Annotated in this window: 21 protein-coding genes; 11 read left to right on the top strand and 10 right to left on the bottom strand. The window is 62.6% G+C overall.

All coding sequences use genetic code 11. The features are described from left to right. Positions 1-367: 367 nt before the first annotated feature. Positions 368-1,141, bottom strand: coding sequence for a DUF1223 domain-containing protein (locus ABIE33_RS08110; RefSeq protein WP_429123718.1), 774 nt, complete (start codon positions 1,139-1,141; stop codon positions 368-370). A 183-nt stretch (positions 1,142-1,324) separates the two neighbouring features. Further along, positions 1,325-4,015 (bottom strand): aconitate hydratase AcnA, encoded by a 2,691-nt coding sequence (gene acnA / locus ABIE33_RS08105; protein ID WP_429123716.1) that lies wholly within the window; start codon positions 4,013-4,015, stop codon positions 1,325-1,327. 270 nt (positions 4,016-4,285) lie between these two features. On the opposite strand from acnA, the gene ccmA reads away from it, so the two are divergent. The 5 genes from ccmA (at position 4,286) to ABIE33_RS08080 (ending at position 7,366) form a co-directional block, all read left to right on the top strand. After that, a complete protein-coding gene (gene ccmA / locus ABIE33_RS08100; RefSeq protein ID WP_429123714.1) occupies positions 4,286-4,936 on the top strand; it encodes a heme ABC exporter ATP-binding protein CcmA in 651 nt (216 codons plus the stop codon). A gap of 39 nt (positions 4,937-4,975) precedes the next feature. Further along, entirely contained in the window at positions 4,976-5,635 is a 660-nt protein-coding gene (gene ccmB / locus ABIE33_RS08095) for a heme exporter protein CcmB (RefSeq protein WP_429123712.1), read from the top strand. 177 nt (positions 5,636-5,812) lie between these two features. After that, positions 5,813-6,574 carry a heme ABC transporter permease gene (locus ABIE33_RS08090; RefSeq protein WP_429123711.1) on the top strand — a complete coding sequence of 254 codons (762 nt, stop codon included), beginning with the start codon at positions 5,813-5,815 and terminating at the stop codon, positions 6,572-6,574. Between the two features lie 4 nt (positions 6,575-6,578). After that, positions 6,579-6,755 (top strand): heme exporter protein CcmD, encoded by a 177-nt coding sequence (ccmD, locus tag ABIE33_RS08085; RefSeq protein ID WP_429123709.1) that lies wholly within the window; start codon positions 6,579-6,581, stop codon positions 6,753-6,755. Then, positions 6,752-7,366 (top strand): DsbE family thiol:disulfide interchange protein, encoded by a 615-nt coding sequence (locus tag ABIE33_RS08080; RefSeq protein ID WP_429123707.1) that lies wholly within the window; start codon positions 6,752-6,754, stop codon positions 7,364-7,366. Before ccmD ends, ABIE33_RS08080 begins: the two co-directional genes overlap by 4 nt. Positions 7,367-7,391: 25 nt before the next feature. Here the strand turns inward: ABIE33_RS08080 and ABIE33_RS08075 are convergent, their stop codons facing one another. From ABIE33_RS08075 to ABIE33_RS08045, 7 genes are all read right to left on the bottom strand, one after another. After that, complete coding sequence (locus tag ABIE33_RS08075) at positions 7,392-7,778, bottom strand: hypothetical protein (protein ID WP_429123706.1); 387 nt, start codon at positions 7,776-7,778, stop codon at positions 7,392-7,394. Positions 7,779-7,870: 92 nt separating this feature from the next. Next, positions 7,871-8,464 carry a DUF2585 domain-containing protein gene (locus ABIE33_RS08070; protein WP_429123704.1) on the bottom strand — a complete coding sequence of 198 codons (594 nt, stop codon included), beginning with the start codon at positions 8,462-8,464 and terminating at the stop codon, positions 7,871-7,873. Next, the gene (locus ABIE33_RS08065; protein WP_429123702.1) at positions 8,461-9,093 is read right to left on the bottom strand and encodes a septation protein A; all 633 of its coding nucleotides are present in this window, start codon (positions 9,091-9,093) and stop codon (positions 8,461-8,463) included. Before ABIE33_RS08065 ends, ABIE33_RS08070 begins: the two co-directional genes overlap by 4 nt. A 207-nt stretch (positions 9,094-9,300) precedes the next feature. After that, positions 9,301-10,992, bottom strand: coding sequence for a signal recognition particle-docking protein FtsY (gene ftsY, locus ABIE33_RS08060; protein ID WP_429123700.1), 1,692 nt, complete (start codon positions 10,990-10,992; stop codon positions 9,301-9,303). An 18-nt stretch (positions 10,993-11,010) separates the two neighbouring features. Further along, on the bottom strand, positions 11,011-12,285 hold the full coding sequence (gene mtaB / locus ABIE33_RS08055) for a tRNA (N(6)-L-threonylcarbamoyladenosine(37)-C(2))-methylthiotransferase MtaB (RefSeq protein WP_429123698.1): 1,275 nt from the start codon (positions 12,283-12,285) through the stop codon (positions 11,011-11,013). Continuing rightward, positions 12,282-13,187: a diaminopimelate epimerase gene (dapF, locus tag ABIE33_RS08050; RefSeq protein ID WP_429123697.1), complete on the bottom strand. Its 906-nt coding sequence runs from the start codon at positions 13,185-13,187 to the stop codon at positions 12,282-12,284. Before dapF ends, mtaB begins: the two co-directional genes overlap by 4 nt. 92 nt (positions 13,188-13,279) lie before the next feature. After that, positions 13,280-14,293, bottom strand: coding sequence for an MBL fold metallo-hydrolase (locus ABIE33_RS08045; RefSeq protein ID WP_429123695.1), 1,014 nt, complete (start codon positions 14,291-14,293; stop codon positions 13,280-13,282). A 129-nt stretch (positions 14,294-14,422) separates the two neighbouring features. Between ABIE33_RS08045 and ABIE33_RS08040 the strand changes: the two genes are divergently transcribed. From ABIE33_RS08040 to trmD, 6 genes are all read left to right on the top strand, one after another. After that, positions 14,423-14,905 carry a MarR family winged helix-turn-helix transcriptional regulator gene (locus ABIE33_RS08040; protein ID WP_429123693.1) on the top strand — a complete coding sequence of 161 codons (483 nt, stop codon included), beginning with the start codon at positions 14,423-14,425 and terminating at the stop codon, positions 14,903-14,905. A gap of 312 nt (positions 14,906-15,217) precedes the next feature. Then, positions 15,218-16,780, top strand: coding sequence for a signal recognition particle protein (gene ffh / locus ABIE33_RS08035; RefSeq protein ID WP_429123691.1), 1,563 nt, complete (start codon positions 15,218-15,220; stop codon positions 16,778-16,780). A gap of 13 nt (positions 16,781-16,793) precedes the next feature. Beyond that, complete coding sequence (locus tag ABIE33_RS08030; RefSeq protein WP_429123689.1) at positions 16,794-17,129, top strand: chorismate mutase; 336 nt, start codon at positions 16,794-16,796, stop codon at positions 17,127-17,129. A 37-nt stretch (positions 17,130-17,166) separates the two neighbouring features. Beyond that, complete coding sequence (gene rpsP, locus ABIE33_RS08025) at positions 17,167-17,541, top strand: 30S ribosomal protein S16 (protein WP_077500848.1); 375 nt, start codon at positions 17,167-17,169, stop codon at positions 17,539-17,541. A 92-nt stretch (positions 17,542-17,633) separates the two neighbouring features. Continuing rightward, on the top strand, positions 17,634-18,194 hold the full coding sequence (gene rimM / locus ABIE33_RS08020; RefSeq protein WP_429123687.1) for a ribosome maturation factor RimM: 561 nt from the start codon (positions 17,634-17,636) through the stop codon (positions 18,192-18,194). Between the two features lie 11 nt (positions 18,195-18,205). Further along, the gene (gene trmD / locus ABIE33_RS08015; RefSeq protein WP_429124039.1) at positions 18,206-18,898 is read left to right on the top strand and encodes a tRNA (guanosine(37)-N1)-methyltransferase TrmD; all 693 of its coding nucleotides are present in this window, start codon (positions 18,206-18,208) and stop codon (positions 18,896-18,898) included. Here the strand turns inward: trmD and ABIE33_RS08010 are convergent. Continuing rightward, complete coding sequence (locus ABIE33_RS08010) at positions 18,880-19,626, bottom strand: sulfite exporter TauE/SafE family protein (RefSeq protein ID WP_429123685.1); 747 nt, start codon at positions 19,624-19,626, stop codon at positions 18,880-18,882. The genes trmD and ABIE33_RS08010 overlap by 19 nt on opposite strands. Between the last annotated feature and the right edge of the window lie 301 nt (positions 19,627-19,927).

The raw sequence follows: 19,927 nt of genomic DNA, 5'->3' as shown, positions 1-19,927 counted from the left end.
CACGAGCCGAAAAGCAAGCCGGAACCAGCCCGAGCCGTTGGGTGCCGACGGCATTTCTTGCCTCTGCCCCATTTCAGTCAAATCGCCGCCCCAATTCACCGCAAAACTCGCGGGCGCTGACGGACAGAGTCGTTGCCACCGTATGTCCGGTCAGATCGTCATGCTGCGTGACCTTCAACGAACGCAGTCATGGCCGGTTCGGTCCGGTAACTTCGAACCCTCAGCCCCAGCCCCTCGATGCTGCCGGGCCGAACCACCCCCTGAAGCGCAGCGCGTCTGATATGACGCGCCAAGGGCGCTTTGACACTGCAGGCTTGCCACCTGTTTTCTCCTTAAATGATTCCGACTTAAGACGTTCTGGCGCCCCTTACAGTTTGCCCTGCGGGCCGGCGAGCACGGCAGTCGCACCGATGATCGCGCCTGGGGTTTCGGCATCCTTCATCGACTGCAACAGCACCGCGCAGCCGCTTTTGCCACGCTGCTCCGTCAGGACCGTTGCAGGAAGGGTGAAGGTCGCGGGCTTGCCATCCCACATGCCAATGGTCTGGATATCGCGCACGGCGTGCCAGTAGGAGATCTTCTTGCCGCTGTTTTCGCCTTTCTCGACATTGACGATCTTCGCCCGGTCGAAATAGACGACGACGACATTTGCCTTGCCGTCACCCGCGCCGACCTTGATCGAGATCTCCTCGCCGTTGATCTTCGCCTCGACCGGAACGGCAAGCCCCTTGCCGGCGGCCTTCATGGCGTCGAGCCGGGATTTGATCGCCTGCAGATTGGCGCCGTTGACGTGGTCGCGGCCGTTGAGGATCGCCTGCGGCGTGTAAACGCCGTTGCGACCCAGCATGCGGGCATAGGCATATTGCCGGTCTGTGTTCTCTGTCGAGGCGAGCGTGTCTTTCCAGCCGAGATAGTTCCAGTAGTCGACGTGATAGGACAGCGCCACCACGTCGCCGTCATCGACCAGCTTCTTCAAGGCGGCATCGGCTGGCGGGCAGGACGAACAGCCCTGGCTGGTGAAGAGTTCGACGACGCCTTTGATAACCTTGCCGTCCTCGGCCATCGCCGGAACCGACGCTGCAGCAAAAAGCCCGAAAGCCATTGCAACGGGGCGAAGGAAATATCTGTCTGCGAATGTCATGGTGTCACTTCATTGGCGGCCGACAGGCCTAATTCACGGGGAAGTCCATTACATACGACGCCGATGCTTCAACGGGAAGTCACGTTGGAGTGAGGATAGGGGCAGGCAACCTATAGGGAACGTGAAAGGGCCGGGACACCTTGCGGTATCCCGGCCCTTCAATGCTTCAGACAACCAGAACGATCAGGCGGCGAGGTCGCGCAGAACCGTCTGCAGGATGCCGCCGTTGTTGACGTAGGTGACTTCGTCGAGCGTATCGATGCGGCAGACGAGCGGAACTTCCTTCACGCTGCCGTCGCCATAGGTGATCCTGGCGACGCGCTTTTCGCGCGGCTGGACATTGGCGAGGTTGTCGATCGTGACGATCTCGTCGCCCTTGAGGCCAAGCGTCTCCCAGGTCGTTCCCTGTTCGAAGACGAACGGGATGACGCCCATGCCGACCAGGTTCGAGCGGTGGATACGCTCGAAGGACTGGGCGATCACGGCCTTGACGCCGAGCAGGTTGGTGCCCTTTGCAGCCCAGTCGCGCGACGAACCGTTGCCGTACTCGACGCCAGCGAAGATGACGAGCGGAACGCCCTCTTCCTTGTACTGCATGGCCGCGTCGTAGATCGACATCTCTTCCTTCGACGGATAGTGGATGGTGTAGCCACCTTCCTTGCCGTTCGGGCCGAGCATGTGGTTGCGGATGCGGATGTTGGCAAAGGTGCCGCGCATCATCACCTCATGGTTGCCACGACGCGTACCGTACTGGTTGAAGTCGGCGACGCCGACGCCATGACCGATGAGGTACGAACCGGCCGGCGAAGCAGCCTTGATCGAACCGGCCGGCGAGATGTGGTCGGTGGTGATCTTGTCGCCGAACAGGCCGAGAACGCGTGCGCCCTTGATGTCGGAGATGCCCGAGCCGGACTTGCCCATGCCCACGAAGTAGGGCGGGTTCTGCACGTAGGTCGAACCATCGTCCCAGGCGTAGGTCTGGCCCGGAGGAACCTGAACGGCCTGCCAGTTTTCGTCACCCTTGAACACGTCGGCGTACTTGCTCGCGTAGAGTTCGCGGGTGACGTACTTGAAGATGAACTCCTGGATTTCCTTGGAGGTCGGCCAGATGTCTTTGAGGAAGACCGGGTTGCCGTCCTGGTCTTCGCCGAGCGGTTCGTTGGTCAGGTCCTTCTGGACCGTACCGGCGAGTGCATAGGCGACGACGAGCGGTGGCGAGGCGAGGTAGTTCGCCTGGACGTCCGGCGAAATACGACCTTCGAAGTTGCGGTTGCCGGAGAGAACGCCGGCAGCAATCAGGCCCTTGTCGTTGATCGTCTTGGAGATCGGGGCCGGCAGCGGACCGGAGTTGCCGATGCAGGTGGTGCAGCCGAAGCCGACGAGGTTGAAGCCAAGCGCGTCGAGGTCCTTCTGCAGGCCCGACTTGGCGAGGTATTCACCGACGACCTGCGATCCCGGTGCAAGCGAGGTCTTGACCCACGGCTTGGACTTCAGGCCCTTGGCAACGGCGTTGCGGGCGAGAAGGCCGGCGGCGATCAGAACCGACGGGTTGGAGGTGTTGGTGCACGACGTGATCGCAGCGATGGCAACGTCGCCATGGCCGAGATCGAAGTCGGTGCCTTCGACGGCGTAGCGGTTCGAAAGCTGGCCCGGCTTCTTGTAGTCGCCTTCGAGCGCGGTTGCGAAACCGGATGCGATGCTTTCCAGCGGGATACGGCCTTCCGGACGCTTCGGTCCAGCCATGGCCGGAACAACGTCGCCGAGGTCGAGTTCCAGCGTGTCGGTGAACACCAGCTCGGAGCCGTCACCGTCGCGCCACATCCCTTGGGCCTTGGAATAGGCTTCGACGAGCGAAATGCGCTGCTCTTCGCGGCCGGACATGGTGAGGTAGTTGATGGTTTCGCTGTCGACCGGGAAGAAGCCGCAGGTGGCGCCGTATTCCGGACCCATGTTGCCGATGGTGGCGCGGTCGGCGAGCGTCATGTTGTCGAGGCCGGGGCCGAAGAATTCGACGAACTTCGAAACCACACCCTTCTTGCGCAGCATCTGCACGACCATCAGCACGAGGTCGGTCGCCGTGACGCCTTCCTTGAGCTTGCCGGTCAGCTTGAAGCCGATGACTTCAGGCAGCAGCATGGACACCGGCTGGCCGAGCATGGCGGCTTCAGCCTCGATGCCGCCGACGCCCCAGCCGAGAACGCCAAGGCCGTTGATCATCGTGGTGTGGCTGTCGGTGCCGACGCAGGTGTCCGGGTAGGCAGTGATTTCGCCGTCTTCTTCACGGGTCCAGACAGTCTGGCCCAGATATTCCAGATTGACCTGGTGACAGATGCCGGTGCCGGGCGGCACGACGCGGAAGTTCTTGAACGCCTGCTGGCCCCACTTCAGGAAGCGGTAACGCTCGCCGTTGCGCTGGTATTCCAGCTCGACGTTGCGGGCAAAGGCGTTCGGGGTGCCGAATTCGTCGACGATGACCGAGTGGTCGATCACGAGGTCGACGGGCACCAGCGGGTTGATCTTTTCCGGATCGCCGCCGAGCGAGACCATGGCGTCGCGCATGGCTGCGAGGTCGACAACGGCGGGAACGCCGGTGAAGTCCTGCATCAGGACGCGGGCCGGGCGGTAGGCGATTTCGTTTTCGGCGGTGCCCTTGTCGTTCAGCCAGGCTGCGACGTTCTCGATGTCCTTCTTGGTGACGGAGCGACCGTCTTCGTTGCGCAGCAGGTTTTCGAGCAGCACCTTCATCGAGTAGGGGAGCTTCGAAACGCCGGCGAGACCGTTCGCCTCAGCCTTGGGCAGGCTGTAATAGACGTAGTCGACACCGTTGACGGTGAGCGTGGAGCGACAATTGAAACTGTCTAGGGACTTGGACACTGGATAATACCCCGTTCCGTCTGATCGCCAAAAACTGACGTACGAACGCCCGAGCGCAATGAAGCGCGAATTGGGATGCGGGTGCGGCCATTTCCGCTGTCCGTACGTGGAAATTCATTCCATGTTCGGCGCTAGGATGAAATTCACGCCGACCGCTGGCGTGTTGGCCGCCTTATAGATAATTTCTCCAAATCGTGCCAGACCAACGAAGGTCCAATCGGGACTTTTTTTTGCCCTGCGGCAAAGAGCGTAAAGGGAAGCTGAAAATTCATGCGCCTGCTGGCTGAAGGTCTGAGTGCGAGGCGAGGCGAGGATCTGATTTTTAACGATATTTCCTTTGCGCTCGGTCCCGGTGAAGCCCTTGTGGTGACGGGTCCGAACGGCTCGGGGAAATCGACTTTGCTGCGTGTTCTGGCCGGTCTTCTCATGGCTGAAAAGGGGAGCCTCAAACTTGAGAATGGTCCTCCTGAAATGCGCCATCCGTCAGAGCTCAGCCACTACCTCGGCCATCGAAACGCGATGAAGCGCGAGCTGACCGTCGCGGAAAATCTCTCCTTCTGGAAGAATTTCATGGGTGATTCGCCCGGCGGCTCGGGCAGGGATCTCGTCGAAGCGGTCGAGGCAGTCGGTCTACCCGGCATCGCTCACCTGCCCTTCGGCTATCTGTCGGCCGGCCAGCAGCGTCGCATGGCGATGGCCAAGCTACTTGTCGCCCACCGTCCGATCTGGATCCTCGACGAGCCGACGGCAGCACTCGACGCCGGCGCCGACAAGCTCTTCGCCGGATTGGTCAATGCGCACCTTGATCGCGGCGGCATCGTCGTCGCCGCGACGCACCAGCCGCTCGGGTTCGAGCGCACCAGGGAATTGCGGATGACCGGCTTTTCCGGCGTCGGCGGAGGCATGTGGCATGACGCGTGATAGTGCGGCCGGTGGCAAAGAGATGAGGGGAGCGCACCGGTGATCGCGCTCTTCTTCCGCGACCTCAAGCTCTCCATCCGCGCCGGCGGCGGCGCGATGATCGGCGTTTTGTTCTTCATGACGGTCGTCGCCGTCATTCCCTTCGGTGTCGGCCCGGATCTCAACCTCTTGGCGCGGATCGGGCCTGCCATCCTGTGGATCGGGGCTCTGCTCGCATCGCTTCTCGGTCTCGACCGGCTGTTTCAGGCGGAGCGCGAAGACGGGTCGCTCGATCTGATGCTGATGCAGGAAACGCCGCTGCTCGCCACCGTGTTCGTCAAATGCGCCGCCCATTGGGCTGCCACCGGCCTGCCGCTGGTGATCGCCGCACCGCTCCTCGGCCTGTTCATGAACATGGACGAGCTTGCGATCGGCGCCACCATGCTGACGCTTCTTGTCGGAACGCCGGCGATCACCTTCATCGGTGCCGTCGGTGCGGCTGTTGCCGTGTCGCTGCCGCGCGGTGGCCTGCTGGTGTCGATCCTGGTGCTGCCGCTTGCCATTCCCGTGCTGATCTTCGGCGTCAGCGCCGTCTATGCGGCGATCGAGGACCCGGCCCCGTTTCTGCCGCCTTTGATGATATTGATGGCAATCACCCTGTTCTTCGCCGTCATCGGGCCGGTCGCTGCTGCGGCGGCCCTTCGTCATGCGTCCGACTGACGCGGATCAAGCGGAAAAGGGATAAACTGTTTGCGGTTTTCCGTCGGGATCCTGCTCTAACCTGTTAAAATCGATGAGGTTTATGATCGGTGGGTTGATGCGACACAAAAATCATCGTGATCTTGTGATTGACGGGGATCAATTGCAGCAACAGGCCTTAAGCGTTAAAGAGCCATCATGAGCGAAAACAGCCTGGCCATCCGCAAATTCAGCGATCTCGCCAACCCGACGCGGTTTCTGGGGCTGGCCGATCGCGTCCTGCCGTGGCTTGCGGCCCTGACCGCGCTTTTCTTCGTCGTCGGCCTCTGGCTGTCGTTCACCACGGAAGGCGACTATCAGCAGGGCGAGACGGTGCGCATCATGTATGTGCACGTGCCGGCCGCCTGGCTGTCGATGATGTGTTACTCAGTCATGGCGCTCGCAGCCCTCGGAACGCTCGTCTGGCGGCATCCGCTTGCCGACGTGTCGTCGCGGGCCGCCGCACCGATCGGAGCTTGCTTCACATTTCTGGCGCTTGTTACCGGCTCGCTCTGGGGCAAGCCGATGTGGGGCGCCTGGTGGGTTTGGGATGCGCGGCTGACGTCGGTCTTCGTGCTGTTTCTGATGTATCTCGGACTGATGGCGCTCAACCGTGCGATGGACGACCCGGCGCGGTCGTCGCGGGTCTCGGCCGTCTTGGTGCTGGTCGGCTTCGTCAACATTCCGATCATCAAGTTTTCGGTCGAGTGGTGGAACACGCTGCATCAGCCGGCGAGTGTGCTGAGGCTCGACGGCCCGACGATCGATCCGGAGTTTCTCCGGCCGCTCGTCGTCATGGCCATCGCATTTACGCTTCTGTTCTTCACGCTGCATATTGCCGCCATGCGCAACGAGATCTGGCGCCGGCGTGTGACGTCGCTTCGTCGTCTGGCGGCCCGCAGCGCCGGCCGGGAGGTGTGATCCCATGATGAGCCATGCAGCCTACGTTTTTGCCAGCTACGGCATCGCGACGCTGAGCGTCGTCGGCCTCTGTCTCTGGGTGATCGCCGACGGGCGGGCGCGCCAGCGTGAACTGCGCGAACTTGAAGCCTCAGGCGTGCGCCGGCGCTCGGCGGAAGCAGCAACCGGAGAGACAAGATGACCAGCACGCCCGCACCCGGTAGCGAGGAGCGCAAGCCGGGGCTCTTGCGCGTCGGCCTTGCGCTGCTGCCGCTTGCGATCTTCGCGGCCTTGGCCGCCATTTTCTGGAGCCAGCTCAATTCCGGCAAGGATGTCAGCGAAATCCCCTCGGCGCTGATCGGCACCAAGGCGCCGACGCTCGACATGCCGCCACTCGAAGGTGCGACCCGTGACGGTCAGCCGATGCCGGCGCTGACCGACGCGGCCATCAAGGGCAAGCTGACACTGGTCAATGTCTGGGCCTCCTGGTGCGTGCCTTGCCGGCAGGAGCATCCGTTCATTCTCGAACTGTCGAAGGACGAGCGGCTGACAGTCGTTGGCATCAACTACAAGGACCAGAACGAAAACGCGCTCCGGTTCCTGGGCGAACTCGGCAATCCCTTTGCCGCTGTCGGCGTCGACCCGCGCGGCAAGGCGGCGATCGACTGGGGCGTCTACGGTATTCCCGAATCCTATCTCGTCGGCGCCGACGGCACGATCCTTTACAAGCGCGTCGGACCGTTCGACGAGAAGAGCGTGAAGGAAGGGCTGATGCCGGCGATCGAGAAGGCGACGCTGCCCCGCTCTTCCTGATGGTCCCAGCCGAGCACCGGTGTTCCTACCAGGAATTGGCGCCGATCTTTTTCTTGCCGTTGTAGACGTTCACGTGGTTCGGCGATGCAAGCCGCCACGTTTCGCAGACTTCTTTTCCGCCGTCCAAATCCTTCCATGTCCGGCAGAACCTGTCTCCCTTAATGCGCCACGTGCCGCTGATCGGAATCACGGTTCCGTCGTCGGTCTTGGCGCTGCCGTCTCCTCTCCCATCGGCAGTGAGAGTGACTGTCCCGGTATATCCCATGCCTTTGCCGCCAAGCGCGAGGGTCTTGCCATCCGCAAGAAGCTTGGTCAGATCCGCTTCGCTAAGTGTCTTTTCCGCGGCGCCGGCGGGTATCGCCGTCATGGAAAGAGCGAATAATATTAGGGGCATAGCCAAAGTGCTGCGCATAAATCCCTCCCACCTAGCTCAAGCGCTTGAAAGGATCTCAGTATACGCAGCCGTTACTAAATTAGAAGATTATAAATTTACAGTCAGCGCCTTTAGATTGCGCCCTGCCACGCGCGGATCGCATCCAGTGGCCAGACCAGCATCAGCACGTTGAGGGTCAGGTTGTCGCGGATCAGCCAGCCGGTGAAGAGTTCGAAGCTGATGGCAATCAGCACCGTCAGCCAGACGGGCATGCGGGCGGCAAACAGGAAGCCTGCGACCATGGCCAGTGTGTCCATCGTCGAATTCAGAATGCTGTCGCCGAAGTAGTCGAGCGAGATCGTCGCCGAGCGATAGCGGTTGATCACCATGGGGGTGTTTTCGGCGATCTCCCAGGCGGATTCAATGACCATCGCCAGGAACAGCTTGGCGGTCAGCGGCTTGCTGCGCAGCAGCAGATGGCCGAGGCCATAGAACAGGAAGCCGTGGATGATGTGCGACGGCGTATACCAGTCGGCGATGTGCTGGGAGTTGCCGCTCGATTTGGCCACCCCCTCGAACAGCTTGACGTAGCCGCATTCGCAGATCCAGATGCGGCCCATCAGGTGCTGGGTAATGACCTGTATCGCGAGAACGCCGACACAGGCTGCAAACCAGAGCAGCGCCCGCCGGTTCTGACTGTCGTTGCCGTCAATGGCTGTGCTCACTGCGCGTTATCCTGGTCCAGCGAATGCTTCATGATCAACGGCATTTGGGCCAGTGTAAACAGGATGGTGATGGGCATCGTGCCCCAAACCTTGAACGCAACCCAGAAATCGGTGGAGAACGAGCGCCAGATGACCTCGTTGAGCACGGCGAGAACCAGGAAGAACACGCCCCAGCGCACCGTGAGCTTACGCCAGCCGTCTTCATCGAGCTTGAAGGCCGAGTGGAAGACGTAGCCGAGTAGCGACTTGCCGAAGAGAAGGCCGCCGAGCAGGATCGTGCCGAACAGCGTGTTGACGATGGTCGGCTTCATCTTGATGAAGGTGTCGTTCTGCAGCCAGAGCGTCAGCGCACCGAAGACGAACACGACGATGCCGGAGATCAGCGGCATCATCGGCAGCGTGCGGGTGAGCATCCAGGAGACGGCGAGCGCGATCGCGGTGGCGGCCATGAACAGGCCCGTCGCCACGAAGATCGGGCCACCGAGTTCGGCCAGCGTCGGGAAGTGCCCTGCCAGCCACTCGCCGCGGGAATTGGCGAAGAAGAAGACCATCAAGGGTCCCAGTTCCAGCACCAGCTTCAACAGCGGGCTGACTTCCTTCTGCGGCTTGGTAGCCTCGATCGTCGACATTTCGGGATCCTGTTTTCGCATCTGCCTGACGCTCATAACACCAGCTTTGCGGCAAAACCATATCAAGGCAGCCGGCTTGCGCCAACGCTGCAGCATAATTCCCTAAATCGGTTTCGATTGAGGGACAAAATTATGCAGCAGATCAAAGTGTTACGGCGGCGTTGTGTGGCGCTGCACGTCGAATGGGACGTGGCGGACAATCCGCCGTCAGGCGGCGACGCCCGCGATCGCCTCGGCGAAGTCCTTGGCCTCGAACGGTTCGAGATCGTCGATGCCTTCGCCGACGCCGATGAAATAGACTGGCAGCTTGTGCTTGGCGGAGATGGCGACGAGAATGCCGCCGCGCGCCGTGCCGTCGAGCTTGGTCATGATCAGCCCGCTGACGCCGGCGACGTTGCGGAAGATCTCCACCTGCTGCAGCGCGTTCTGGCCGGTGGTGGCGTCGAGCGTCTGCAGCACCGTATGCGGCGCATCCGGGTCGAGCTTGCCGAGCACGCGCACGATCTTTTCCAGTTCGGCCATCAGCTCGGCCTTGTTCTGCAGCCGGCCGGCCGTGTCGATGATCAGCACGTCGGCCTTCTTTTCGCGTGCCTGCTGGAACGCCTCATAGGCAAGGCCTGCAGCATCGGCGCCGAGCTTGGAAGAAACGATGTCGGATTTGGTGCGATCGGCCCAGATCTTCAGCTGTTCGATGGCGGCGGCACGGAAGGTGTCGCCGGCGGCGAGCATCACCTTGAGGCCGGCGCCCGACAGCTTGGCCGCAAGCTTGCCGATCGTCGTGGTCTTGCCGGTGCCGTTGACGCCGACCACCAGGATGACATGCGGCTTGTGGCTGAGGTCGAGCTCCAGCGGCTTGGCGACCGGCGAGAGCACCTTGGTGATTTCGCCGGCCATGATGCGCGAGACGTCCTCGCCGGAAACATCCTTGCCGTAACGCTCGGAGGCGAGCGTATCGGTGATGCGCATGGCGGTCTCGACGCCGAGATCGGCCTGAATCAGCAGGTCCTCGAGATCCTGCAGCGTCGCTTCGTCGAGCTTGCGCTTGGTGAAGAGGCTGGCGATCTGGCCGGTCAGCTGCGACGAGGTGCGGGCAAGCCCGCGGCGCAGGCGCTGATACCAGGTGAGTTTGGTTTGCGGCGCGGCAACGGGCTCTTCGTTTGCGCGCTCGGCGGTGCTGGCAAAACCCTTCGGCAGGCTGGCGGCAGCGGGAGCTTCGGCGACAGGCATTTCGGGGGCCGGCTCTTCAACGATGGGTGCATCGAGAACAGGTGCCTCGACAACTGGCGCCTCGGGAACGCTGTCGCTTGCTGCGACCACGTCCTCGACGGGTTCCACCTCTGCGGTCGGTGTGTAGCTCGCTTCGTCGTCAACCGCTTCAGCTTCAACGGTCGCGATTTCCTCCTGCTCGACCAGATCCTCTGGCTCGACAGGCGGCTCTTCCGGTGCGGTTTCCTCAAGCGCGGCATAGGCCTCAAGCGCGTCCTGCGCTGCGGGCGACAGCTCTTCCTGTTCCTGCACTGGGTCCACGGTCGCGACCGTGTCTTCGCTGACGGGTGCATCTTCGACGCTGCGCGCTTCGTCCGATGCCGGTCCGCCCGCAGTCTCGATCTCTGCCGGCAGGATCGGGTCATCGACGGCAAGCGGCAGGGCTTCGATGTCCGACAGCGGCTCAAGCAGCTCTTCAGTGGCTTCTTCGGCCGAAGGCTGTTCGGCGACGGGCTCGTCGATGGCCGCGTCGACCGGGGCAATCTCCTCGGGGACAACCGGCTCCGGCGTTGGCTGGACTTCGGCGGGGACCGCAGCTGCGACCTCCGCTTCCGGCGCGGCATCCTGCGGCTTGGTTTCCTCGACAGTGCCCTTGCCGAAGTTGAAGATCTTCTTGATGAAACCGATTGCCATTCAGGGATTCCGCATAAGTCAGGCCGCAGCCATCTGTTTTACCTGCATCGTCAGATGCTTGCCATTGTGGCCAGTGATCGTGACCGGCACAAGCGCACGGGGTTTAAGGCCGGCGGCATCAACGAGCGTGAAATTTTCGGTGTGGGCGAGGCCGTTGTTCTCGACCAATAGCGTCTGCTCGCTGCCGACCATGCCTTCGAGGTGGCGGGCATGGAGTGCCGCACCCGTCGCGCGAAGGCGGGCGGCGCGATCCTTGACCAGCGTCCGGTCGAGCTGCGGCATGCGCGCTGCCGGCGTGCCGGGGCGGGGGCTATAGGGAAAGACATGCAGATGGGCGATGCCGCAATCCTCGGCAAGCCGCACGGCGTTTTCAAACATTTCTTCGGTTTCCGTCGGGAAGCCGGCGATCATGTCGGCGCCGAGGCTGATATCAGGGCGCAAGCGCCGAACCTCATCCGTGAAGGTGCGAGCGTCAGCGCTCGAGTGGCGACGCTTCATGCGTTTCAGGATCATGTCGTCGCCATGCTGCAGCGACAGATGCAGATGCGGCATGAACCGCGCTTCGTCGGCAATCAGATCGAACAGATGGCTATCGGCCTCGATGCCGTCGATCGAGGAAAGGCGCAGGCGGCGGATATCCGGAACCTGTTTCAGAAGCGTCTTTGCCAGTAGTCCGAGCGTCGGCGTTCCAGGCAGGTCGGCGCCGTAGCTCGTCGCATCGACGCCGGTGAGCACGATCTCGCTGTAGCCACCGTCGACGAGCTTGCGCGCCTGGTCGACCACCGCACCCATCGGTACGGAGCGGGAATTGCCGCGACCGTAAGGGATGATGCAGAAGGTGCAGCGGTGATCGCAGCCGTTCTGCACCTGGATGAAGGCGCGCACGTGACCGTCGATATGCTTGACCATCTGCGGTGCGGTGGCGCGCACGCTCATGATGTCGTTGACGCGCAGCTTTTCTTCCGCCGAGACGCCGAAATCGGGCAGCGATCGATAGGAGGCGCTTTTCAGCTTCTCCTCGTTGCCGAGAACGGCGTCGACCTCGGCCATACCGGCGAAGACTTCCTTCTCGGTCTGGGCGGCGCAGCCGGTGACGATGATGCGGGCATGCGGGTTGTCGCGGCGGGCGCGGCGGATGGCCTGGCGCGCCTGGCGCACGGCTTCGCCGGTCACCGCGCAGGTGTTGACGAGAATGGCGTTGTTCAGCCCCGCCTTTTCGGCTTCCGCCCGCATCACTTCGGATTCGTAGGTATTGAGACGGCAGCCGAAGGTTATGACTTCGACGCCGCTCAAAGCGCCCGCGCCTCGGCGGTTCCCGGCTGGGCTTCGTCGCGTTGCCAGGCGCCGGTCGCAGGGTTGACGGTTCCCGACCATTCCCATTCGGCCGGCCCGGTCATGACGACATGGTGGTCGTTTTCGCGCCATTCGATCGACAGCGGGCCGCCGGGTACGTTGACGATCACCTTGCGGTCGGTGCGGTCGGTCCGGGCTGCGCTGACGGCCGCAGCGCAGGCGGCAGAACCGCAGGCAAGCGTCAGCCCGGCGCCACGTTCCCAGGTTCTGAGATCCAGTTCGTTTCGCGACAGCACGCGCGCGATCGAGATGTTGGCCCGCTCGGGGAACATCGGATGGTTTTCGAGCAAGGGTCCGAAGCGTTCGAGGTCATAGGACCAGACGTCGTTGTCGACCCAGAAGATCGCGTGCGGATTACCCATGGAGGCAACCGACGGCGAATGCAGCACGGGACTGTCGATCGGGCCGATCTGCAGCTCGATCCGGCGCGTGTCGTGAAACTCTTCCGACAGCGGAATTTCGTTCCAGCCGAAACGTGGCTTGCCCATGTCGACGGAGATCGTGCCGTCGTCGTGCTCCTTGGCTTCGAGCAGGCCGGCAACCGTATGAAAGAGAAAGGCCTTCTTGCCGGTTTCGGTGGCGAGCGCCTGGACGACGCAGCGGGTGCCGTTGCCGCAGGCCTGGGCCATCGAGCCGTCGGAATTGACGATGTCGATCCAGGCGTCGGTACCGGCAGCCTTCGGGTCGTGGATCGCCATGATCTGGTCGAAGGCGGTGGCCGGATCGGCGTTGAGCGCGATCGCTGCCTGTGGCGTCACGCGGTCGCGACGGCCGCGCATGTCGACGACCAGGATCTTGTTTCCAAGCCCGTTCATTCTGGCAAATTGCACGTTGTCGGCCATGTCGCGATTGTCCAAACCGGCCTCGCCAAGCGGAGGCACCCTTCATTCGGGCTGTATATGGCGGAAAAGCCCGGAAATTACCAGTGCCGGCTTCATTGGCCCGTCGAAGCCGAAAGCGGCACATCGAAGATTTCGCCCGGGCGCATAGCCCTGAACCGCGTGCGTGCAATCTCGGCCTCGTCAAGCGCCTGTTCGAGTGCCTGCACAGGCGCATCGACGCCTTCGTCGGTCAGGCGGAAGGTTCCCCAGTGGTGCCCGGCCACATGGTCCGCGGCGCAGTCGATCATGCCCTGGACCGCCTCCTCCGGGTTCTGGTGGTGGTCCTGCATGAACCAGCGGGGCTCGTAGGCGCCGAAAGGCAGGTTGGCGAGGCGGAAACCGCCATGTTTTTCGCGGGCGGCGCGATAATTGATACCGCCGTGAAAACCGGTGTCGCCGACATGGTAGATCTTGCCAACAGGGGTTTCGATGACGAAGGCAGCCCAGAGCGCCATGCGGCGGTCACCGGAGCCGCGCGCCGACCAGTGATGGCAGGGCTCGGCATGGATCACCAGCTCGTCTTCAAGGTCCAGCCGGTCGCCCCAGTCGAGAACCGATATGCTCGCGTCGGGTGCTGCGCGGCGGATGATCGTGTCGTTGCCGAGCGGCGTGACGATCAGCGGGCTGTGCTCCTCGTTGAGCGCTGCCAGCGTGTCGAGATCCAGATGGTCGTAGTGGTTGTGGGTGACGAGCACGAGGTCGATCGGCGGCAGATCGTCCATCTCGATACCGGGCGCGTTGTACCGCGCCGGGCCGACAAAGGAAAACGGGCTCACCCTGTGCGCCCAGACCGGGTCGGTCAGAATGTTGAAGCCATGCACCTGGATCAAAAGGCTCGCATGGCCGATCATCGTCACGCGCAGGCGGTCGGCCTCGATGCTCAGCTCCGGTTTTGCCTGCTGAAACGGGCTCGGATAATGCGCCGGCCACTTCACCTTGCCGCGGCCGAACTGCCAGCGCAGAAGGTCGCCCATGCCCCGCGGCTGCCGGCCGCTGGGGTTGAAGAACCGCGTTCCGTCGAAGTGGTCGGAGGCGGGGCCCCGGTAGTAAGGATTGACCTTCGGCATCGTCCCTTTCCGGCGATTGTTCGGTGGCAGTGCCTGCAAGACATAGGTGCTTGCGACGTGTCGTGACAGGGTGACGAGGCAAGGTTTAAGAAATTCTTGAAAATAGCAACTTAATTGCTATCGTGACTCATGCTGGTTCGCTTCGACAAACAGGAACGTCTCTACAAGGCCATCAAATTGGTCCGGCCGATCCATCTCAATGTGCATCGTTCGATCGAGCACATGCTGGAAGGGTCGGGCATATCCGTCGCCGAAAGGGCGGTGCTCGAGCTTCTCTGCGTCGAGCGGTTGACGGTGCCGGAGGCGGCGCGGCGACTGTCGATGAAACGGCAGTTCGTGCTGCGCGTCGTCGTCGGGCTGTTGGAAAAGGGGCTTCTGGAAAAACAACCCAACCCGGAACATCGGCGCGCCTATTTCTGTGCGCCGAGCGTTGCCGGTCGCGACCTGTTTGCGGCAATCCACGGGCGCGAACTCGAATTGCTGCACGCGGTTCTGGGCGATATCAACCAGACCGAAGTGGTTGCAGCACTCAGGGTCATGACTCGCGTCGCAACGGCGTTCGAGGACCTGGCGCGCGAACTTGGCGCACCGGACAACAAAGAAGACCCATGACCGCAGTCTTCTCCGGGATTGGTGCTGTAATCGTCGCGGGGCGGTCCTCGCCTGAAACCCCTGCTGCCGGATTTGCCTGCCGTTCTTGACTTTTCGGCCGCTTTCCTGTTTATCGCGGCAAATTCCTTCGCAAGTTGATGACTTCGAAGCCGCCGACCGGGCCCCGTAAAGGTATAAAGAGAGCCCGGAGGTCAACATCCGACAGCGCGTTGCGCCCTCGGGTGGTTTTTGGCTTTGCGCCTTGTTTTTCAGGCGAAGGAACCCACGTTTCCGGCTAGTCTCCATGCCACCGGAAACCAGAAGGAAGTGAGAATGTTCGAGAGCCTCCAGGACCGCCTTGGTTCCATATTGAATGGACTGACCGGCCGCGGCGCATTGTCGGAAGCAGATGTTTCCGCGGCGCTTCGCGAGGTTCGCCGTGCGTTGCTCGAAGCCGACGTCGCCCTCGACGTCGTGCGTGCTTTCACTGAAAAGGTTCGCGAGAAGGCCGTCGGCGCCGAGATCCTGAAATCGATCAAGCCCGGGCAGATGGTCGTCAAGCTCGTCCATGACGAGCTGGTCGAGATGCTGGGCTCCGAGGGCGTCACCATCGACCTTAATGCGCCGGCGCCGGTCGTCATCATGATGGTCGGTCTCCAGGGCTCGGGCAAGACGACGACCACCGGCAAGATCGCCAACCGGATGAAGGCCCGGGACAAGAAGAAAGTCCTGATGGCTTCGCTCGACACGCGTCGTCCGGCAGCCCAGGAGCAGCTTCGCCAGCTCGGCGTTCAGACCGGCGTCGATACGCTGCCGGTTATCGCCGGCCAGTCGCCGACCGATATCGCCGCGCGCGCCCTGCAGGCCGCCAAGCTCGGCGGCCACGACGTCGTCATCCTCGACACCGCCGGCCGTACGCATATCGACGAGCCGCTGATGATCGAGATGGCGGAAATCAAGCGGAAGTCCAATCCGCATGAGATCCTGCTGGTCGCCGATGCGCTGACCGGTCAGGATGCCGTCAACCTCGCCCGCAACTTCGACGAACGCGTCGGCATTACCGGCCTCGTGCTCACCCGTATGGACGGCGACGGCCGCGGCGGTGCAGCGCTGTCGATGCGCGCCGTAACCGGCAAGCCGATCAAGCTCATCGGCGTCGGCGAAAAAATGGGCGAACTCGAAGAGTTCCATCCCCGCCGCGTTGCCGACCGTATCCTCGGCATGGGCGACATCATTTCGCTCGTCGAAAAGGCTGCCGAGAACATCGACGCCGAAAAGGCGGCCGCAATGGCCGCCAAGATGGCCAAGGGCAAGTTCGACCTGAACGACCTCGCCGACCAGCTGCGCCAGATGCAGAAGATGGGCGGCATGGGCGGTATCATGGGCCTGATGCCCGGCATGGCCGGCATGAAGGACAAGATGGCTTCGGCCGGTCTCGACGACAAACTGTTCGGACGCCAGATCGCCATCATCTCCTCGATGACCAGGGCCGAGCGCGCCAACCCGGATATGCTCAAGCATTCCCGCAAGAAGCGCATCGCCGCCGGTTCCGGTACGGATGCTGCCGACATCAACAAGCTTCTGAAGATGCACCGCCAGATGGCGGACATGATGAAGATGATGGGCGGGAAGGGCAAAGGCGGGATGATGAAGCAGATGATGGGCGGCCTTGCCAGCAAGATGGGCCTCGGTGGCCTTGGCGGCGGCGGCATGCCCGATCTGTCGAGCCTCGACCCCAAGCAGCTCGAAGCGCTGCAGAAGCAGGCGGAAGCTGCCGGCCTCAAGCCCGGCGGCATGCCGGGTCTCGGCGGCGGTGGCCTGCCCGGTCTCGGCGGCGGCAAGCTTCCGGGCCTTGGCGGTTTCCCCGGCCTTCCCGGCCTGCCGAAGAAGAAGTGAGGATCGGTAAGAGATGATTGATCCCGAGATCAAAAAGGAATTGGCGGGTTACCGGCAGTCGATCGATAACATCGATGCCGCGCTCGTTCACATGCTGGCCGAACGGTTCCGCTGCACCCAGGCGGTCGGCGTTCTCAAGGCCAAGCACAATCTGCCGCCGGCCGATCCGGCGCGCGAAGAATACCAGATCGAACGCCTCCGCCACCTGGCGAAGGATGCCAATCTGGATCCGGATTTCGCCGAGAAGTTCCTGAACTTCATCATCAAGGAAGTCATCCGGCATCATGAAGCCATCGCCGCCGATCGCACGCATTCCGCGGGCACCGTCGGCACCACCCATTCCGCTTGAACGAAGCGGTCAAGAAAGCCTGCAAGGAGTTACTCAAATGGCACTGAAAATTCGTCTCGCCCGTGGCGGTTCCAAGAAGCGTCCTTACTACCAGATCGTCGTTGCCGACGCCCGCAGCCCGCGTGACGGCCGCTTCCTCGAGAAGATCGGTTCCTGGAACCCGATGCTCGGCAAGGACGACGAAAAGCGCGTTGAGCTCAACGCCGAGCGCATCAGCCACTGGATCGCCCAGGGCGCCCAGCCGACCGACCGCGTTCTGCGCTTCCTCGACCAGGCCGGTATCGCTCAGCGTCCGGCTCGCGCCAACCCGAACAAGGGTCTGCCGGGCAAGAAGGCTCAGGAGCGCGCTGCTGAAGCCAAGCAGAAGGCTGAAGACGCCGCTGCTGCTGCTGCCGAAGGTGCCGCAGAATAATATCCGGCAAACGGATGAAGGAAACGGGCGGCATTTCCATGCCGCCCGTTTTCCGTTATGTGCACCCTGAAATCCCCAAACGGATGCGGATGATGAGCAAACTCGAAAACCCGGTTCTGATGGCGACTGTCGGCGCGGCGCAAGGGTTGCGCGGCGAGGTCAGGGTCAAGTCTTTCACCGACGACCCGACGGCACTCGGCGACTATGGCCATCTCCATAGCGCCGATGGGCGCGTGTTCGAGGTGCTGGAAATCCGCGAGGCCAAGAACGTGGTCGTCGTCCGCTTTCGCGGCGTCAACGACCGCACGGCGGCCGAAGCGCTCAACGGTCTCGAACTGTTCGTCGATCGGGACAATCTGCCCGATGACGATCTCGACGAGGACGAATTCTTCTATGCCGACCTCGAGGGTCTCGAAGCCATCGACGGCAGCGGCAAGAGCTATGGCACCGTGACCGGCGTTTTCGATTTCGGCGCCGGCGATCTGCTCGAACTGAAAGGGCCGGGCAAGCGCCCCGTGCTCATCCCGTTTACCGAATGGTCCGTTCTGGAGATCGATCTCGAAGGCGGAAAGATGCTGGTCGATCCGCTGGCCGCCGGCCTCATCGACGACAAGGACGAGCCCGGCAGCCCGTTTTCGGCCAAGCGCAAGTGAGCGGCAAGGCAATGCCCTTCCGCGCGACGGTGCTCACGCTCTATCCCGAAATGTTTCCCGGCCATCTCGGCGCCTCGCTTTCCGGCCGGGCGCTGGAGCGCGGCCAGTGGTCGATCGATGCCGTGCAGATCCGTAATTTCGCCGAGGACAAGCACCGCACCGTCGACGATACGCCGGCCGGCGGCGGCGCCGGCATGGTGCTGAAGGCCGACGTGCTCGCCCGTGCCATCGACGCGGTGTCACAGGACGATGATCGCCCACGGCTGCTGATGAGCCCGCGCGGTCGGCCGTTGACGCAGAAACGCGTGCGCGAACTTGCCGACGGCCCCGGCGTGGTGATCGTCTGCGGCCGGTTCGAAGGTGTCGATCAGCGCGTCATCGACGGGCGCGAACTCGAGGAAGTGTCGATCGGCGACTATATTCTGTCGGGCGGCGAGCCGGCGGCCTTGACGCTGCTTGATGCCGTCGTGCGCATTCTGCCCGGGGTGATGGGCAACGAGCTGTCGGGCGTTCACGAGAGCTTCGAAGGCGGGCTGCTGGAGCATCCGCACTATACCCGTCCGCAGGTCTTCGAGGGCAGGGAAATCCCGGCGGTGCTGACCTCGGGCAATCATGGCGCCATCGCAAAATGGCGCGGGGCCGAGGCCCGCCGACTGACCGAGGAGCGTCGCCCGGATCTGCTTCTTCAACCCGTGAAGAAGTAATAGGCGGTAAGCAGCAGTCCGACCGCCACCACCAGAGCGCGGATCACCGCTTGCGGCACGCGTCGTGCCGCCCAGACGCCGAGATAACCGCCGAGTGCTGCACCTGGAACCATGATCGCCGCATGCAGCCACGACACGACGCCGCCGGCGGCGAAGACGACGATGGCGATGGCGGCGATGACGATCGAGATGAAGTTCTTGAGCGCGTTCAAGCGGTGATAGCCGCCACCGGTGGCAAGCCCCAGCACAGCCAGCATCATGATGCCCATGCCGGCACCGAAGAAGCCGCCATAGATCGAGGTGGCGAACTGGCTGACGATGCCGGCCGGGCTGATCGCATGCTCGTCGATGCGGGCCTTGGGCTTCAAGAGCGGCCCGGCGGCGAAGATCGCCGTCGCGGCGATCAGCAGCCAGGGCACGAGCGCGCGAAACGAGGCATTCGACAGGGAGATCAGCAACACGGCGCCGACAAGTCCGCCGACCGCCGAAATGATGCCGAGCCGGATCGCCTGGCGGCGGTCTGCGCGGATTTCCTTGGCATAGGCAAGCGTCGAGGTGATGTAGCCGGGGAGCTGGATGATCGACGACGTGGCATTGGCGACGATCGGCGGCAGGCCGCCAAGGGTCATGGCGCCGAAGGTGAGAAAGGTTCCGCCACCGGCAATCGCATTGACCATGCCCGACAGCAAGCCGGCAACGAAAAGCAGAAGTATTTCGAAGAAATGCATGGTCTCTCCCCATCGCCCCAGCCCGGCATAGCCCGCCGGTTTTGCGGCCGCAAGTCCACGAGCGCATGCATTTCCATGCGCGTTATTTCGAAATCTCTGATAGAATTCGCGCCGAACGCCTCCATGGCCCGGAAAATATGGCTTGCGGGGATGACAAGCGGGGTTTCTTCGTGTAAGTGCCGCCCCGGTTCGGGTTTTTGCCCGTCGACCACCAACAAAGAATGGTGAATTCGCTCCTGCCGGGTCCGGCAACATCTGAAGGCACGTCCGACAGGTCGATCGAGAGCGCTCTGGCTGTTTC

The sequence above is a fragment of the Ensifer sp. 4252 genome (assembly GCF_050434565.1).
Lineage (GTDB): Bacteria > Pseudomonadota > Alphaproteobacteria > Rhizobiales > Rhizobiaceae > Ensifer.
This window is presented reverse-complemented; position numbering and strand designations above follow the sequence as displayed.

Bases quoted from the DNA above. Each gene is read 5' to 3' on its own strand.
- ABIE33_RS08030 (WP_429123689.1), top strand. From the start codon at position 16,794: ATGATTGATCCCGAGATCAAAAAGGAATTGGCGGGTTACCGGCAGTCG.
- trmD (WP_429124039.1), top strand. From the start codon at position 18,206: ATGCCCTTCCGCGCGACGGTGCTCACGCTCTATCCCGAAATGTTTCCC.
- rimM (WP_429123687.1), top strand. From the start codon at position 17,634: ATGAGCAAACTCGAAAACCCGGTTCTGATGGCGACTGTCGGCGCGGCG.
- ABIE33_RS08110 (WP_429123718.1), bottom strand. From the start codon at position 1,141: ATGACATTCGCAGACAGATATTTCCTTCGCCCCGTTGCAATGGCTTTC.
- rpsP (WP_077500848.1), top strand. From the start codon at position 17,167: ATGGCACTGAAAATTCGTCTCGCCCGTGGCGGTTCCAAGAAGCGTCCT.
- ABIE33_RS08045 (WP_429123695.1), bottom strand. From the start codon at position 14,293: ATGCCGAAGGTCAATCCTTACTACCGGGGCCCCGCCTCCGACCACTTC.
- ABIE33_RS08075 (WP_429123706.1), bottom strand. From the start codon at position 7,778: ATGCGCAGCACTTTGGCTATGCCCCTAATATTATTCGCTCTTTCCATG.
- ccmD (WP_429123709.1), top strand. From the start codon at position 6,579: ATGATGAGCCATGCAGCCTACGTTTTTGCCAGCTACGGCATCGCGACG.
- ABIE33_RS08040 (WP_429123693.1), top strand. From the start codon at position 14,423: ATGCTGGTTCGCTTCGACAAACAGGAACGTCTCTACAAGGCCATCAAA.
- dapF (WP_429123697.1), bottom strand. From the start codon at position 13,187: ATGGCCGACAACGTGCAATTTGCCAGAATGAACGGGCTTGGAAACAAG.
- ccmA (WP_429123714.1), top strand. From the start codon at position 4,286: ATGCGCCTGCTGGCTGAAGGTCTGAGTGCGAGGCGAGGCGAGGATCTG.
- ABIE33_RS08090 (WP_429123711.1), top strand. From the start codon at position 5,813: ATGAGCGAAAACAGCCTGGCCATCCGCAAATTCAGCGATCTCGCCAAC.
- ffh (WP_429123691.1), top strand. From the start codon at position 15,218: ATGTTCGAGAGCCTCCAGGACCGCCTTGGTTCCATATTGAATGGACTG.
- ftsY (WP_429123700.1), bottom strand. From the start codon at position 10,992: ATGGCAATCGGTTTCATCAAGAAGATCTTCAACTTCGGCAAGGGCACT.
- ABIE33_RS08010 (WP_429123685.1), bottom strand. From the start codon at position 19,626: ATGCATTTCTTCGAAATACTTCTGCTTTTCGTTGCCGGCTTGCTGTCG.
- ABIE33_RS08080 (WP_429123707.1), top strand. From the start codon at position 6,752: ATGACCAGCACGCCCGCACCCGGTAGCGAGGAGCGCAAGCCGGGGCTC.
- ABIE33_RS08065 (WP_429123702.1), bottom strand. From the start codon at position 9,093: ATGTCGACGATCGAGGCTACCAAGCCGCAGAAGGAAGTCAGCCCGCTG.